Origin of the sequence: Amycolatopsis sp. MEPSY49 (assembly GCF_051337345.1) — a bacterium.
Taxonomy (GTDB): domain Bacteria; phylum Actinomycetota; class Actinomycetes; order Mycobacteriales; family Pseudonocardiaceae; genus Amycolatopsis.
Window position 1 is genome coordinate 17528 of the sequence record NZ_JBDLYJ010000020.1, and the last position, 14291, is coordinate 31818.

Genomic DNA, 14291 nt, shown 5'->3' on the forward strand with positions numbered 1-14291 from the left:
CCGCCCCGGCATGCGCGCCGCGCTGCCCGACGGCTCCTACGAAGCCCCGGCCGCGGTCTCGGTGATCGCAGGGGGCTCTGTCGTTGTCGAGTTCACCGGCGAGGATGGCCGGCGCCGGAGTTTCGACTTCGCTGGCTGCCCGCTGCCGGGCTGGCATCGCGACCTCGCCGCGGTCCTGGCGAAACGGGTCGGTCCGGGCGGTGGGTTGCGCACCTCGGCGTCGGCGGTCTCGGGAGCCTGGCGGCCCCTGGTGCTGTTCCTGCAGGCGCTGGCCAACGCGCCGGCGCCGCCGCAGCAGCCGGGGCAGCTGCGGGTCGGGCACGTCCGTTGGTTCATCGAGGACCGGACGCGGCAGCGGGAGCAGCTCTACGGGTTGCGCGAGGTCGAGAACGTGGCGGCGCTGCTGCGGTTGGAGCCGATCGCGTCGGTGATCGCGCCGGAGGTCCACTCCGCGCTGCGGCAGCGGGTCCCGCTGAGGGTCACGGCGGTCGCCGGGTACTCCGACGGGGAGCTGCATCGTCTCGTCTCGGCGGCCCGCGGCGACGTCGCGCGGGTACGAAAACGTCTCGTGCTGGGCGAGGCAGCACTGTCCAGCTTGGACCGCCCAGGCATGCCTGCTGGCTCCGATCTCGATCGCGCGCGCACGCTGCGCAAGCTGGCGCTCGGCGCGGAGCTGTCCAAGAAGGACAACGTCAAGACCTTGGCTCCGGCGTTGTTCGTGACCCGCGCGGACCTGCCGGCGATGCTGCTGCTGATGGTCGCGGTCACCGGCTGCAACATCGAGACGATCAAGGAGCTGCCCGCCGAACATCGCGTTGTTGAGGGACGGGCGGTCGAGCTGCGGCTGACCAAACGGCGCCGCGGTCGCGGCCACGGCTGGTCAGAGACCGTGACCTGGGAAATCGGCAAACCCAGCCAGCAACTGGGCCGGCCCGGCGGGCTCTACCTGCTGCTGCACCGGCTGATGGCCCGCAGTCGTGCCCTGGCCGAGGATCCCCGGTGGCTGTGGTCCTGCCGCCACCAGCTCCGCCGCCACCGCCACGACAACCCGTTCCGTGCATCGATGACCGCCGGCATCGACCTGCTGCCGTGGGCGCGAAGTCACCAGCTGCTCGACGACGCCGGCGAGCCACTGATCGTCTCGGCCAACCGGCTGCGCACCAGCGTCGAGGTCCGCCGCACCCGCACGCTCGGCGGCCACCTCCCCTCAGCCGCGCGCAGCAACACCGTCCCGGTGCTGTTCCGCGACTACCTGCGCGACGATCCGACCACAATGGACTGGGCCCAGGGCATCACCACCGACGCCATCGCCGACGCGGAGGCCGCGGCCCTCGCCGCGCACCGCCGCACCCTGGACGCCCACGACGGCGCACTCACCGTCCTACCCGGGCAGGAGACCGACCCAGCGGCAACGGCGACTGCCTGGTCCGGCTGCCGCGATCACGAGCATCACCCCGCGACGCGACGCGCGTGCCGCGCTTCGTTCCTTGACTGCTTCCACTGCGGCAACTGCGTGATCACCCGGACCCACCTGCCGCGGCTGCTGGCACTACTGGACGCGCTCGACGACCGCCGAGCAGCCATGGCGGTCGCCGACTGGTGGCGACGCTACGGCCCCGCGTGGTCGGCGATCCGACACGACATCCTGCCTCGCTTCACGCCAGAAGAACTCGAACTCGCCCGCACCGAACCGGCGCCCGACGCGCTGCTCGACCTCGTGGAGGCCCCATGGCATCGCCCCTGACCCCGCACACCGCCGCGGCCCCGCCCGAGTTCACCGATAACAACGCCTTCGTGCTGTCCGGGCGCCCGTTGCGGCCGGGAACCGATCTCGCCACGACCTCGCGCTACGCCGACGAGGCCTGGCAGCTCGGCGCGGCGCTGCTGCAACGCCAGCAAGGCCACCAACGGGTGGACTTCCGGCAAATCCCGGACTCCTACATCCCGGCGATCAAACAGCTGGTCTTCGCGATGCTGTCCGGGCCGCTGCCGCCGCACGAACCCCGGCCGAAAATCATGTCGATCAAGCGGCACTTCACCGAATTCGTCCGCTTCACCCGCTGGGCCGTGACCCGGCCGGGGCCGCCCCGGCTGGCGGAGATCACGCTGGATGACCTCGCCGAGTACGTCCAGCACGTCCGCGGCACCCTACGCGGCGAAGCCAGCCGCGAGGTCGCGCTGAGCGCGGTGCGGTTCCTGTGGCGCTACCGCACCGTGCTGCCCGGAGACGTTTTGACCGTCGACCCGCTGTTCGCCGACGGTTGGGGTCAGAGCACGCGCCGCGCCCGCGGCGAGAACACCACACCGCGGATCCCCGAGGACGTCATGGGCCCGCTGCTGGCCTGGTGCACCCGCATCATCGAGACCTTCGGCCCGGACGTCCTCGCCGCACACCACCACACCCCCGCCCCGCTTCCAGCGCCGTCGAGGACCCGCCACGACGCGATGCCCCCGGCTGAACGGACCGCCCGGCTGCACCGCCTGCTCAGCGAACACCAGGTCAGCGGCACACCCCTGCCAGGATTTCAGGGCCGCCCCAACATGCAACTGGTGAACATCGCCGCCGGCATCCGCCAGTTCAGCCGAATGACCGCGGCCCAGCGGAAGGCGCTCGCGGAGACCGCCGTGCTGGTCGGGCTCACCGACGGCCACGACCTCGACGTGCCCGTCACCGGCCGGCTCGATGGACGACCGTGGATCCGGGCCATCACCGGCGGATCCCAGGGCCCCTACGGCCGTGAACGCCTGGTCCGTGTTCTCCACACCGCCTGCTACATCGCGATCGCCTACCTCTCCGGCATGCGCGACAGCGAGATCAAGCACCTGCGGCGCGGCTGCCTGCGCACCCACCGCGACGCCCGTGGCGCGGCCTACCGGTGGACAATCACCAGCCTCGCGTTCAAGGGTGAGCACGACCCCGCCGGCGTGCCGGCGACCTGGGTGGTCGGCAGGCTCGCCGCCCGCGCGGTCCACACCCTCGAGCAGCTGCACCGCCCGGAGGTCGACCTGCTGCTCACCCTCCCGGGTAGGACGGACAACGCCCAACGGCCGCCGCGGGTCAAAGACACCAACGACCTGCTGCGCGATCTGCTGGTCTGGATCCAGCGCTATTGCGCCGACCACGGCCGCGACGACGCCGTGCCGGACGTCGACGGAACAGCCTGGCAGCTCACCACCCGCCAGTTCCGCCGCACCCTCGCCTGGTACATCGCCCGACGCCCGGGCGGCGCGATCGCCGGTGCTCTCCAATACCGCCACCTGAGCATCCGCATGTTCGAGGGCTACGCCGGAACCAGTGAATCGGGCTTCCGCGCCGAAGTCGAAGCGGAGCAGGCCCTCGCGCGTGGCGAGCACCTGCTGGCCATGACCACCCAGCACGAACACCACCTGACCGGCCCCGCGGCCGCCGACGTCGCCACCCGGCTGGAGTCCTTCGCCGCTCGGGCTGGGTTCGCCGGCGCCGTCATCACCGATCTCCCGCGGCTGCGCCGGGTGCTCAAGCGGCACGATCCGCACGTCTACCCGGGCACCTACGTCACTTGCGTGTTCAACCCGGACAAGGCGCTGTGCCGGCCCCGCACGGACGGCGCCGGGGTCGCCCGGCCGGTGCCCGCGGACTGCCAGCCGCTGGAATGCCGCAACGTCGCGGTCACCGCGGCGAACGCCGACGCATTGCAGGCCGAAGCCGACCGGCTGGCCGGCGAGGCCGCGCACCGGCCGACGCTGCCGCCCCTGCTGCTGGCCGACCTCGCCACCCGCCGAGACAAGATCACCGCGATGCTGCAGACCACATCGGAGAACTGACCGTGTCTCACCATGTCCCCCTGCCGAGCGAGCTAGAGGTCCGCGCGGCGATCGACGCCGCCCGGATCGAGACCGGCCGGACGCCGAGCGCGCTCGCGCTCGCCACCCGCCTCGGGCTGGCCAACACGACCTTCCGCCGCAACTTCCCGGACGTGTGCGCCGAACTCGGCCGCGCTCCTCGCGCGGCCGCGGACACCGGCGCGCTCGACGCCTACACCCGGCTGCAGGAGGACAACGCCCGCCTCCGCCGCCGGAATCGCGAACTCACCGAGCACGTCGATCTCGCCGTCGCCACGATCCAGCGGCTGGCCATCGACAACTCCCGGCTGCACACCGCGCTTGCCGAAGCGCAGCAGGTCACCCGCCTGCCGCGAGCCGCGCCGGCCCGACGCGGCTGAACTCGACTGCGCGGGCCTGCGGAACTACGGCCCTGTAGCATCTGAGCTCCGACAAACGATTCCCTGGGCATGGCAGTCGACCTTGCCGTTGCGTTGCTCGCGCTCACGACGAGCACGGCGGTGCGTGCGCTCGTCCAGGGCAACTCGCCGAGTCAGCAGGACTTGGCCGGGTTCACCGCAGAGGTCGCTGCCGAGCTGATCAACCATGCCGGCCAGAGCAAGGCGGTTGACTACGGCCCGGCGCTGGTCCGGATCGAACGCCAGCTGGCAGCCATCCCGGACCGCGAGTACAACCAGCACATCGCCGCGGGCAGGCGGTTCCTCCAGGACCTTCCGGTGTCCTGGAGAAAGGCACGGGAAAGGGCTGAGATTATACGGGATGCGCGGGCTGAGTTCGTGCGCGCCAGCGCAATCGCCTCCGAGTCGGGTGCCGTGCATAAGCTCGTGGTGGCTGAGGTGGCGATCGCTGGTTGCTGGCTGTGGGTGCCGTCGCTGCCAGACGTGCAACGCACCCTCAACACGGCACGCCAGAAGCTCGAGGCTGAGCTCCGGGGCGCATTCCCGACGACGCTCATGGTGCGCGACTACATCGACATCCTGAAACTCAGCCGCGAGTTGGGGGCCGTGCCCACGCACTGGTCGATCCCGGTCGACCCAAGCGAGGTGCCAGGGATCGACGCCGTGCTGAGCGTCCGGGCTAACGCGAAGAAGTGGGCCTACTGTCTGGGGCTGTGGGCAAAAGCGGGCAAGGCGTCGTCCGGCTCCGCGAATGGGACCACCGCAGCGGTCGAGCTGCACAATGAACACTTGGCCTCGGTCGATGCCTGGCTGGGTGCACAGTCGGTGTCCCGGTCCACCCCGCTCACCACTGACCTGCGGACTGTCTATAAAGGACAACGGCTAAATGCCACACTGTGGACTCCGACGCGGGGCCGCGTGGCACTCAAGATCGGCGAGCCATCAGGTGGGTATACAAAGCCAGTAGTCGCGTTTCTAGTTCCGGGCACGACCCCGCCTGCTCTGGCAGCCCCTCCTGCAGCGGCACCGCGGGGCCAGGCCATAGACTACTCAACAATCGACTTCTCGAAGCTTATCCTCGGGTCGCCACCATCGCGTCGGTCCCCATGACGGGTACGACGCTGACCGTCACCGCCGCAGTCGAGGTAAGGCTGGTCACGCTTGCGGGTTCGTGGCCAACCCCAATGGCATTCCCGGAAGCGGTCGCCGTGGCGCCGCACTTGCCGACACCTGGGCCCGCTCGTCCTGGCCACCTTGGCCAAGCTCGGGCGCGGTGGATTCGTCGGCGCGTCGGCCCGCTGGTTCGGCCACGTCGCCGAGCCCCTGGCGGCGCTTTCCGTACTATCTTTGGCGTTCCGCTACTTCAACACCTCCTGTTCGCTGGCCAGATCCTGTGGATGGCGTGAACTGTGGCTGTCGGGACAATTCTCCTCCTGCATGCTGCCTGGCCGTGGCGGGATCCGCTCTCCGACAGGCGTGGTGCTTTGAAGCGGCGGATGATCACAGACTGGATGCCGACACTCGCGGTCAAACGGTCAATGGCAAGCTCTGGTTACAAGAGTCCTTCGTGGCCGGTGGCGGCGACGTGGTCGAGCAGGTCCTGCGAGGTCCGGCGGCCGGCTCGGTGAGCGGGCCTGCCGAACGACCGAGACCCGGAACGGGTCCGGCATCGCCGATCGAGTCGATCATCTCGATGACCGAGCCGGGCGAGCCATGCGTCATGATCAGCGGCAGCGCATCCGCATGCTTCGATTTCACGTGGATGAAGTGGATGCTCACCCCGTCGATTTCGGTGGTGAACTGTGGCAGCGCGTTCAGCCGGGACTGCACCCGGCCGAGGTCGTACCCGTTCGCCCAGTACCGGACCAGCGCCCGGATCGTCGCCAGCTGCACCCCCTGGGAGCGATCGCCCACGAGCTCCCGGCGCGGCCAGCGCGTCGCCGCCAGCCGGTGGTGCAGGTCGTCGAGCGCCCCCTTGCGGAAGGACACGGTGAACGGTCGGATCGCGTGGCTCGTTCGCTGCTCGAGCGTGGTCATCTCATGCCCCGGACTTTCCCTCGAATTCCGGCACGAACAGATCCAGGTAGGGGAGGCGGTATGGCCCTCGCCGGACCCCCTCTCTGGATATGCACCAGCATGGCGACCCGCTCGTGCGATTCGCGCCCGTGAAAGACCCCGGTCGACACACTGGGTCAGGCCCCTCGGAGGCCGCCCGGGTTTTGGCGAGCCGGACCATCGACCCGGTTCAGCTCAGCGAGTACACATTGCTGCCGGCGGCGGTGGTGCTGCTGTTGACGTGCCTGGCGATCCTCGTGGTCGCAAAGACCGCGTTCACCGCGGCGACCAGGTCAGTGGCAAGACCCGCAATGTGCTGGACGTTCAGCTACCTCGTTGTCATCCTGGTCGCGGCTCTCGCCGCGATCCCTTCGAAGGTCGTCACCGGAGCCGGCCGATGACCCCGCTGCGTGTCGACTTCCACCTGCTGGACCCGCAGATCGCCGACGTGGCCGGCCGCAAGGTCGAACCGGAAACCGGGGACGATGGGCAGCTGCGGGCGACCGCCCTGCCGACCGGGCAGGTCGCACTCGGGCGGCGGATCGGCGGTGGGGCACAGGGGCAGGAACAGCAGCCTGTGACTCTGCGCTACCGTCGGCATGATCTCCTAAATCGGGGGGAGATACCCATTAATGGGGTTCAAGTACCCTTTGAACAAGCATACGTGAAAATTTCCCGCGCGGACCTGGGGCACTCAAGCTGCAGGTCAGCAGCTAACTTAAGCGTGGGGTTGTAGATCAACTCGGTCCTCGGACACAAATACGTGGGAGATCTCCCAAACCACAGAGTAACTGGCCCGCCACGGCGGGTCTTTCTCGCGTTCAGCTGCCGCTGGTCTCGGCTACGCTGATCTTGTACGCGCCCTCTCTTCGCGCAGCACGCAGGGGAGGTGCCGCATGACCCGCATCCCTTCCCTGCCTCTACCCGGGCGGGTCGCCACGCCAGATGGGGAACGCGTGGCTTCCTTGCCTGTCCCGATGGACCTCCCGCCGTTGCGTGATCTCGGTGCGGTTGATGGTCCGCGGTTGTCGATCGCGCTGATGGACGGGGGAGGGCGGCTGCAGGACCGCGGTGCCGTCGCCGCCCTCGGCTGGAGCCCGGGGGATCGCCTGCTGATCACGCTTGTCAGGACCTCGGTGGTGATCCGGCGGCGTTCGGACGGGGTGTTCGTCATGCCCCGCAAGCCCTACGTCGCACTTCCTGCGCCGGTGCGCCGCGGCTGCGGAGCCCTGGCGGGCGGCCGCCTGCTGCTGGTCGCCGACCCCGGCCACGACGTGCTCATCGTGCATCCGGAAGCCGCCGTACAGGCGATGCTGCGCACCTTCCACACCTCCCTCGCCGCCCCCGAGGAGGCATCATGACCGCCACCACCCAGACCTCGAAGCCGCGCGGCTACTGCTTTCGCGCCTCGGCGTCGATCCCGCCGACCTCATCGGCGACGCACCCACCGGCAACACCGACGGCGAGCGCCCGCCGATGCCGACGCTGAGCGAATGGATCCCCGTCGTCGCGGACCTCGTGCCGCCGAGCACGGTCAGCTCCTACGGGTCGTACTGGAAGAAGGCCGAAGCCCGGTGGGGCGAGCGGCCCATGGCGACGATCACGGCCACCGAGATCAAGGCGATGGCCGAGCACGTCCGCAACGCCGCTCGCGTCCGCCGCAACTCCCGCGGCGGACGCAACGCCGCGGAGAACTTCGTCGCCGCCATGCGTTGCCTCTACAGCACCTGGTCAACGACGGACGCCTCGACGAGCGCGCCAACCCCGCCATGCGCGTCACCAAGCCTCGGCGCAACGCCTCCACCCGTCGGGCTCTCGTCTCCGACCGGGTCAACGAGCTCAACGACGTCGTTTCCAGCACCGGTGATGACCCGGAGCTGGACGCTTTGGTCTGCCGGCTGCACGAGGAGAGCGCCTGCCGACGTGGTGGTGCGCTGGCCTTGCGTCGCCGTGACCTGGATCGGACGCAGTGCACGATCCTGCTGCGGGAGAAAGGCGAGACCGAACGCTGGCAACCGGTCTCACCGACCCTGATGCGTCACCTCATCGCCCACTTCGTGGGTAGACGGTGGAGGCGGTGAGGTGCACGACGCCGTCCGGCAACGACAGGCCGCTGTTGCGGATGGCCGCGCGCACCCGGTCGCGGGTCTCGCGCGAGACCATCGGGCTGAGGCCGTGCACGCGCAGCTCGGCGTCGCCGACGCTGAGGTTGACGCGGATGTCGACGATCCGGGCCTGGGAGTCGTCGAGGGTGATCACATGGGTCCGAGCTTCGATGACATCGTCCTTCCAGGCAGGGCAAAGGACTCCGGCGCCAGGGAAAGCGCAGGAGTCGGGGTCGTTCATCGCTGCGAGACAGCAACGCCGAAGATCAGCGGCAGGAATCAGGCCCGGTGGGCGCGGTGTGGTCGGCGGCGGCGCGTTCACCGACGAGCGCGGCGAAGGCGAGAGCGTTCTCGACGGTGGCGTCGATGCTGAAGCGGACCCGGCGCTGGCGGTCGCGCCAGAACGGCCGCAGCACCTGCGCGGTCGGGAACAGCAGCTGACCGTAGGCGCCGATCGACACGGTGCTCGCCCCGGCCGCCGGGGTGGTGCCGAAGCCTGCGCCGATGGCGACGATATCGCCGCGGCGGAGGGCGATCGGGTTGATGATCGTGTGAGCCGGCTTCAAGAACGACGGCAGGGCATCGCGGCCTCCACCTCCATCCTCGGCAGGGTACGCGGGAACGAGCACTGACTGATCGCTGTCGCGGCCGGCCTGGGCAGCGGTGCTCACGGGGATCTCTCCAGGGCTCATGCCCAGTCCGTCGAGCCGGCCGCCGGGAAGCTGCCGATCGACGGGGGCGAGTCAAGGAAAAGACGCGCAGGCAAATAGGTGTCTCACTCGATCGAGTGAGAGGGCGGCGGCACTGCTAGCCTGACGTGGAAGAACGCGCCGGGAATGTCCGGCGCCGCGCAGGCGATGTGACACCTTTCTCGGCAGCCCGGTCGCTTTCGGCCGCGAGGCGCGCTGGATCACCGCGCTCCGCGGTGACGGGGAGCTTTCGGTAAAGAGTTGTCAACAGCGCCGTCATCCATCGGTCATGTGGTCCCGCACTATTGGCCGGACCACGATCTCCGTTCCGCCATCCGGCCGCACCGGGAATGGTCCGGTCACGACGTGGAACCACGAAGGGAAGACCATGCGCGTACCTTCGCCGCGGATCGGGCGGCCGCAACCGCCGCGTTTCGCTCTGGCTGCCCTCGCCGGGATCGCCGTGGTGTTCGCCTGTCCGGCGGTGGCGGACGCCCACGTGTCGGTCACGCCGGACACCGTCGCCCCGGGGGGCACCGGCCACGCTCTCCTTCCGGGTTCCCAACGAGCGCGACGACGGTGCGGCTCGAGGTGGTGTTCCCGGACCGGCCCGCCGTCGGCTCGGCGGTTCCGGAGAACCTGCCCGGTTGGAAGATCAGCATGCGGCCCGGCGGCGGTGACGGGATGGCGGAGAAGCCGGTGACGTCGATCGTGTGGGAAGGCGGGACCGTGCCCGCCGGGACGTTCCAGGAGTTCCCGGTGCGGATCGGGGACCTGCCCGCCGCGGGCACGCTCACCTTCCAAGCTCTGCAGACCTATTCGGACGGCCAGGTCGTGCGCTGGGCCGATCCCGCGCAGCCGGGACGACCCGAGGACCCGGCGCCCGCTGTCACCGTGGCCCCGGCCGTGGCCGAGGTGTCCGATGTGGACGTTCTCGGTCGCGTGCTGGGCGGGGGCGCGCTCGTGGTCGCCGTCGTGGCCGCGGGCTTCACGTGGCTGCGCCGGCGCCCCGGCGGCCGGTCCGAAGCCGCCGATGAAACTCCCGAGCGGGAGAAGGTCCGGCTGTAGCCCGACGAACCGGATGGGGTGGCGATGGTGGAGGTTCAGCGGGGTCCGGGCGCTCGAAGCCTGCCGACGGACGCACTGGAGCAGCTACGACGGCAGGCAGTCGCCGCGGTCGGCTCGGGGCTGTCGCAGACGAGGGTCGCGAGCATGTTCGGCGTGTCCAGGAAAGCGGTGGGCTCCTGGGTGCGGGCCTACGAGTCCGGGGGCGAGTCGACGCTGCGTCCCCGGCCCCGCGGCCGCCGGGCCGGGGAGCAGCTGGTCCTGTCCACGGCCCAGCAGGGCCGGGTGGTCGACGTCCTGGCCGCCGGGCCACCCGACGAGGCCGGGTTGCCGTGGCTGGTGTGGACGCGCAAAGCCGTCGCTGAGCTGATCGCGCGGGAATGCGGCCTCGCGCTGGCCGGGACGACGATCGACAAGTACCTGCTGCGGTGGGAACTGACCGGCCGGGACGGGGTGTTCTCCCGGCGACCCGGTTGCCCGCCGGGAACGCTGCTGGTGACTTGGACCCGCCCGCGGTCGCCCACGGGCGAAGGTGCGCTGCACGCCCTGGTCGCGGTGAGCGGCCGAGGCACTCTGCAGTTCCTCGCCGCGACTACACCGTTCACCGGCATCGCCGAGTTCCGGCGCCGGCTGCGGATCCAGTGCGGCCGTGACGTCCGGCTGGTCCCGCACGACTGGCCCGCCGCCCACGCGGCGCTGCTCGACGACGGCGAGGCACTGCCGGCCTGAACCCGGCGCCCCCAACCGCCGATCCGGATTCCGGATCGGCGGTTTTTTTGCGCTCAGGGTGTGTTACCCCGGCGTAAACAGTTGACCGGATTCCGGAACGCGGCCGGTGATTTCACCAGAAAGGAGTGCCGAGGTCGCTTTGAAAGGGTTACAGCAGCCCCGATCACGACCTCGCCCGCCCGGCCGGTGGGACGTCCGGTATTTGCCCCTCGCGGTCCGTGCGTGGTTTCCGTCCACATTCCGCGGAAGCGCTCATAAGTCCTGGTAGGAGCGCTGTGTCCGGCAGTGGCAACACGGCCGCAACGAACTCTCCGGCCCGTTTTCGCCGTACTGGTCAAGAAAGCGGCGAAGCTGCCACCATGCCGACGTCGGAGTTTTCCCAGACTGGCACATCGGGACCGCGAATACCTGAGACCGGGCCAAGAGTCCGGCGCCCGAGGAGGCGGCACGTGCGAACCACACCATTTCTCACCGCGGGCGCGGTCGCGCTCACTTTGCTGAGCGCGACACCCGCGATCGCGGCCGAGGCCCCGGCGACGGTGGCGGGATGCTCGGCCACGGTGACCGGCGTGCCGGGCGAGCAGGTGGCGCTGGCTCCCGCATCGGTGACCGAGCCGCTGGTGTCCGCGCTGTCCGGCCTGGACCCGCTGGGCCTGCTGACGGGCACCTTCCGGTCGATCTGGGCCACCACGGCCCCGATCCCGGTCGGGACCGTCCCCGCCGGCGAGGCGGAGATCCCGGGAACCCGGATCGCGGACGCCGTCGTCACGCGCCTCGGCGAGCTTCCCGTGCTCGCACCGGTGCTCACCCCGCTGGTGTCCACGGTGCGCGGTTCGCTCGCCTCGCTTTGCGGCATCCTCGTGCGCGGCCAGGCTCCGGGCACTCCCGCGGGCTCCTCGCCGACGTCCCCGGCGAACCCCGCGCCGCCCGGAGCGGCCGACGGCGCCCCAGACGGTGGCACGCCCGTCGCGGGCCGGCAGTGGACGGTCGCGGCCGTGCCCGGGTCGACGTCGGGTGGCGGCGCGGTGTTCGGCACCCCGATCCCGGGTCAGCTGCCGGGGGTGGGCTTCCCGGGGCCCGCCGGTTCGGGGATGCCGCAGGCGGGCAGCGGGGCTCCGGTGGTGCTCGACGCGCGGCGCTCGGCCGGCTCGGGGGAGGCGCTGGCCGCGCCGCCGCGCGACGAGCTCTCCTGGCCGGTCCTGGCGGGAATCCTGCTCTTGGCCGCGGTGAGCGCCCAGCTGGTGCGCAGATGGGGTGTCCGCCGCTCCCACTGATCCTCCCCGGCCGCGAAGCTCCGTTACCGCCCGGTTACGGGGACCTTCGCAGGAGGGACGAGTGGTGACATCCCGTTCACGAAAGGACGTTCCTCATGAACAGCGCAGCTGCCACCATCAGGGACTTGACCGTGACCGATCGTGACGCGCGCAGCCTGTCCGCGGACGCTCTGGAAGCCCTCCGGCGGCGGGCGGTCGCGGCTGTCGAAGCGGGTGTGACGCGGGCGGAGGTCGCTCGCTTGTTCGGGGTCTCGCGCAAGACCGTCGGCGCGTGGGTCGCGGCCTACCAGCGCCAGGGCGACGAGGCGTTCCGGCCGCGGCGCCGGGGCCGGCGGCCCGGTGAGCAGTTCGCGCTGTCGGCCGAGCAGCAGGCGTGGGTCGTGCGGACGATCGTGGCGGGCCCGCCGGAGCTGTGCGGGCTGCCCCAGCGGCTCTGGACCCGGCAGGCGATCTCCGAGCTGGTCCGCCGCGAGTTCGGCATCCTGATCAGCTCGCCGACGGTGTCGCAGTACCTGACCCGCTGGGGGCTGGTGGAAGAGCACCGGTTGCTGGAGATGCGGCGCGGGCGGGTCCTGTCGGGCCGGCCGCGTGAACCCCTGCCCGGCAACGAATGGATCCCGGACGCGGAAGTCCTCTGGCTGGCCTGGACGACCCCGCACAAGCCGGCCGGTTCGCGGCGCGGCCCGGTCGCGGGCCGGCAGAACCTGCTGACGGGGTTCCGTGACTACTACGGCGACGTCAACCTCCTGCTCGCCCTGTCGCACCGGGGAATGGTGTTCTTCCAGGCGCAGCGAGGGCCCTTCGACGGACGGCAGGCGGACGAGTTCCTGACGCGGCTGACCGGTCAATTCGGCCGGGGCCTCAACCTCGTCGTCTGCGAATGGCCCGTCGAGCACGACGAACTGCTGCGGACCTGGCCGGAGCCGCGGGCCGGTCGGCTGTCGGTGCGGTTCTCGCTCGGCTGAAAATTCCGGAATCGAATAGGTGCGTCTTGCGGTGCCGCCGCGAACGAGTAGTATTTGACAACAGAGCCGAGTTGAGGTCATGAAAAACTTCACCGCTCCTCCCGTGCGCCGTGCATTCGGCGATACACGGAATTCATTTCTCAGCCATGCCGCTGTTTCCGGTGCTGGTTTGACTTGGTGAGCGAACCGACGCGGACAACCGGGAGAGCCATGACCGTCAACACCCTTCCTTCGGCCGACCTCGACCTCGAAGTGCTGCTGGCGCACAAGGAAACGATCGCCGACGGCGTCGTCCGGCTGGTGTTCCGCCACCCCGCCGGGGACCTGCTGCCGCCGTGGGCGCCGGGCGCCCACGTGGATCTGCTGCTGCGGCCGGACATCGTGCGCCAGTACTCCCTGTGCGGTGATCCCGGCGACCGCTCCGTGCTGGAAGTCGCCGTGCTGCGCGAGCACGCCGGGCGCGGAGGATCGGCGTTCGTGCACGACGCGCTGCGCCCAGGTGACCGGGTCCGGATCCGCGGTCCCCGCAACAACTTCCCGTTCGTGGCCGCCGAGCGGTACCTGTTCCTCGCCGGCGGGATCGGCATCACCCCGCTCCTGCCGATGGTGGCGGCGGCCGACGCGGCCGGCGCCGGCTGGCAACTGCTCTACGGCGGACGGTCGCACTCGTCGATGGCTTTCGCGGAGCAGTTGCGGGAGAAGCACGGCGACCGGGTGGTGCTGTGGCCGCGGGACCGAGCGGGACTGCCGGACATCCCCGGGGTGCTGGGTGCCGCGGTCGCCGGCACCGCGGTCTACTGCTGCGGACCCGAGCCGCTGCTGGCCGTCGCCGAGGAAGCCTGCGCCGGCTTACCGCACCTCGAACTGCACCTGGAACGATTCTCGCCCAAGGAGGCCACCGGGATCGCGGCCGGGTTCGACGTCGAGCTGGCCCGGTCGGGACTGACGCTGACGGTACCCGCCGACCGGTCGATCCTCGAGGTGGCCGAAGACGCCGGGGTGCCGGTGCTGTCGTCGTGCCGCGAGGGCACCTGCGGTACGTGCGAAACCCCGGTGCTCGGCGGGCTTCCCGACCACCGCGACTCCCTGCTCACCGCAGCGGAGCAGGCCGCGAACGAAACCATGATGATCTGCGTGTCCCGCTCCTGCGGCCGGAAGCTGGTACTGGACCTCTGAAATGCCTGTGACG

16 protein-coding genes are annotated in these 14291 nt (G+C 70.4%); 12 read left to right on the forward strand and 4 right to left on the reverse strand.

The window, feature by feature from the left end; genetic code table 11:
* Positions 1 to 10 precede the first annotated feature (10 nt).
* The 4 genes from ABFJ78_RS46270 (at position 11) to ABFJ78_RS46285 (ending at position 5330) form a co-directional block, all read left to right on the forward strand.
* The gene (locus ABFJ78_RS46270) at positions 11 to 1744 is read left to right on the forward strand and encodes a hypothetical protein (protein WP_436393818.1); all 1734 of its coding nucleotides are present in this window, start codon (positions 11 to 13) and stop codon (positions 1742 to 1744) included.
* Positions 1729 to 3804: a hypothetical protein gene (locus tag ABFJ78_RS46275; RefSeq protein ID WP_436393819.1), complete on the forward strand. Its 2076-nt coding sequence runs from the start codon at positions 1729 to 1731 to the stop codon at positions 3802 to 3804. Before ABFJ78_RS46270 ends, ABFJ78_RS46275 begins: the two co-directional genes overlap by 16 nt.
* A gap of 2 nt (positions 3805 to 3806) precedes the next feature.
* Positions 3807 to 4202 carry a hypothetical protein gene (locus ABFJ78_RS46280; protein WP_436393820.1) on the forward strand — a complete coding sequence of 132 codons (396 nt, stop codon included), beginning with the start codon at positions 3807 to 3809 and terminating at the stop codon, positions 4200 to 4202.
* 69 nt (positions 4203 to 4271) lie between these two features.
* Complete coding sequence (locus ABFJ78_RS46285; RefSeq protein ID WP_436393821.1) at positions 4272 to 5330, forward strand: hypothetical protein; 1059 nt, start codon at positions 4272 to 4274, stop codon at positions 5328 to 5330.
* Positions 5331 to 5747: 417 nt separating this feature from the next.
* On the opposite strand, the gene ABFJ78_RS46290 is transcribed toward ABFJ78_RS46285, so the two are convergent.
* Entirely contained in the window at positions 5748 to 6257 is a 510-nt protein-coding gene (locus ABFJ78_RS46290) for an epoxide hydrolase N-terminal domain-containing protein (RefSeq protein WP_436393822.1), read from the reverse strand.
* Positions 6258 to 6672: 415 nt separating this feature from the next.
* On the opposite strand from ABFJ78_RS46290, the gene ABFJ78_RS46295 reads away from it, so the two are divergent.
* Positions 6673 to 7011 (forward strand): hypothetical protein, encoded by a 339-nt coding sequence (locus tag ABFJ78_RS46295; RefSeq protein ID WP_436393823.1) that lies wholly within the window; start codon positions 6673 to 6675, stop codon positions 7009 to 7011.
* Positions 7012 to 7252: 241 nt separating this feature from the next.
* The gene (locus tag ABFJ78_RS46300; RefSeq protein ID WP_436393824.1) at positions 7253 to 7636 is read left to right on the forward strand and encodes a hypothetical protein; all 384 of its coding nucleotides are present in this window, start codon (positions 7253 to 7255) and stop codon (positions 7634 to 7636) included.
* Positions 7637 to 7816: 180 nt separating this feature from the next.
* On the opposite strand, the gene ABFJ78_RS46305 is transcribed toward ABFJ78_RS46300, so the two are convergent.
* Positions 7817 to 7984, reverse strand: a complete 168-nt coding sequence (locus ABFJ78_RS46305) for a hypothetical protein (RefSeq protein WP_436393825.1) — start codon at positions 7982 to 7984, stop codon at positions 7817 to 7819.
* A gap of 60 nt (positions 7985 to 8044) precedes the next feature.
* On the opposite strand from ABFJ78_RS46305, the gene ABFJ78_RS46310 reads away from it, so the two are divergent.
* Entirely contained in the window at positions 8045 to 8356 is a 312-nt protein-coding gene (locus ABFJ78_RS46310; RefSeq protein WP_436393826.1) for a hypothetical protein, read from the forward strand.
* Here the strand turns inward: ABFJ78_RS46310 and ABFJ78_RS46315 are convergent.
* Entirely contained in the window at positions 8319 to 8534 is a 216-nt protein-coding gene (locus ABFJ78_RS46315; protein WP_436393827.1) for a hypothetical protein, read from the reverse strand. The genes ABFJ78_RS46310 and ABFJ78_RS46315 overlap by 38 nt on opposite strands.
* A gap of 112 nt (positions 8535 to 8646) precedes the next feature.
* Complete coding sequence (locus ABFJ78_RS46320) at positions 8647 to 9051, reverse strand: hypothetical protein (protein WP_436393828.1); 405 nt, start codon at positions 9049 to 9051, stop codon at positions 8647 to 8649.
* A 597-nt stretch (positions 9052 to 9648) separates the two neighbouring features.
* Here ABFJ78_RS46320 and ABFJ78_RS46325 point away from each other — a divergent pair.
* The 5 genes from ABFJ78_RS46325 to ABFJ78_RS46345 all read left to right on the forward strand — a co-directional run bounded on the left by ABFJ78_RS46325 (position 9649) and on the right by ABFJ78_RS46345 (position 14278).
* Positions 9649 to 10137 carry a DUF1775 domain-containing protein gene (locus ABFJ78_RS46325; RefSeq protein ID WP_436393829.1) on the forward strand — a complete coding sequence of 163 codons (489 nt, stop codon included), beginning with the start codon at positions 9649 to 9651 and terminating at the stop codon, positions 10135 to 10137.
* 24 nt (positions 10138 to 10161) lie between these two features.
* Positions 10162 to 10863, forward strand: a complete 702-nt coding sequence (locus ABFJ78_RS46330; protein ID WP_436393830.1) for a helix-turn-helix domain-containing protein — start codon at positions 10162 to 10164, stop codon at positions 10861 to 10863.
* A gap of 449 nt (positions 10864 to 11312) precedes the next feature.
* Complete coding sequence (locus ABFJ78_RS46335) at positions 11313 to 12137, forward strand: hypothetical protein (RefSeq protein WP_436393831.1); 825 nt, start codon at positions 11313 to 11315, stop codon at positions 12135 to 12137.
* Positions 12138 to 12268: 131 nt separating this feature from the next.
* Positions 12269 to 13102 carry a helix-turn-helix domain-containing protein gene (locus ABFJ78_RS46340; protein WP_436393832.1) on the forward strand — a complete coding sequence of 278 codons (834 nt, stop codon included), beginning with the start codon at positions 12269 to 12271 and terminating at the stop codon, positions 13100 to 13102.
* Between the two features lie 210 nt (positions 13103 to 13312).
* Positions 13313 to 14278 carry a PDR/VanB family oxidoreductase gene (locus tag ABFJ78_RS46345; RefSeq protein ID WP_436393833.1) on the forward strand — a complete coding sequence of 322 codons (966 nt, stop codon included), beginning with the start codon at positions 13313 to 13315 and terminating at the stop codon, positions 14276 to 14278.
* Positions 14279 to 14291 lie beyond the last annotated feature (13 nt).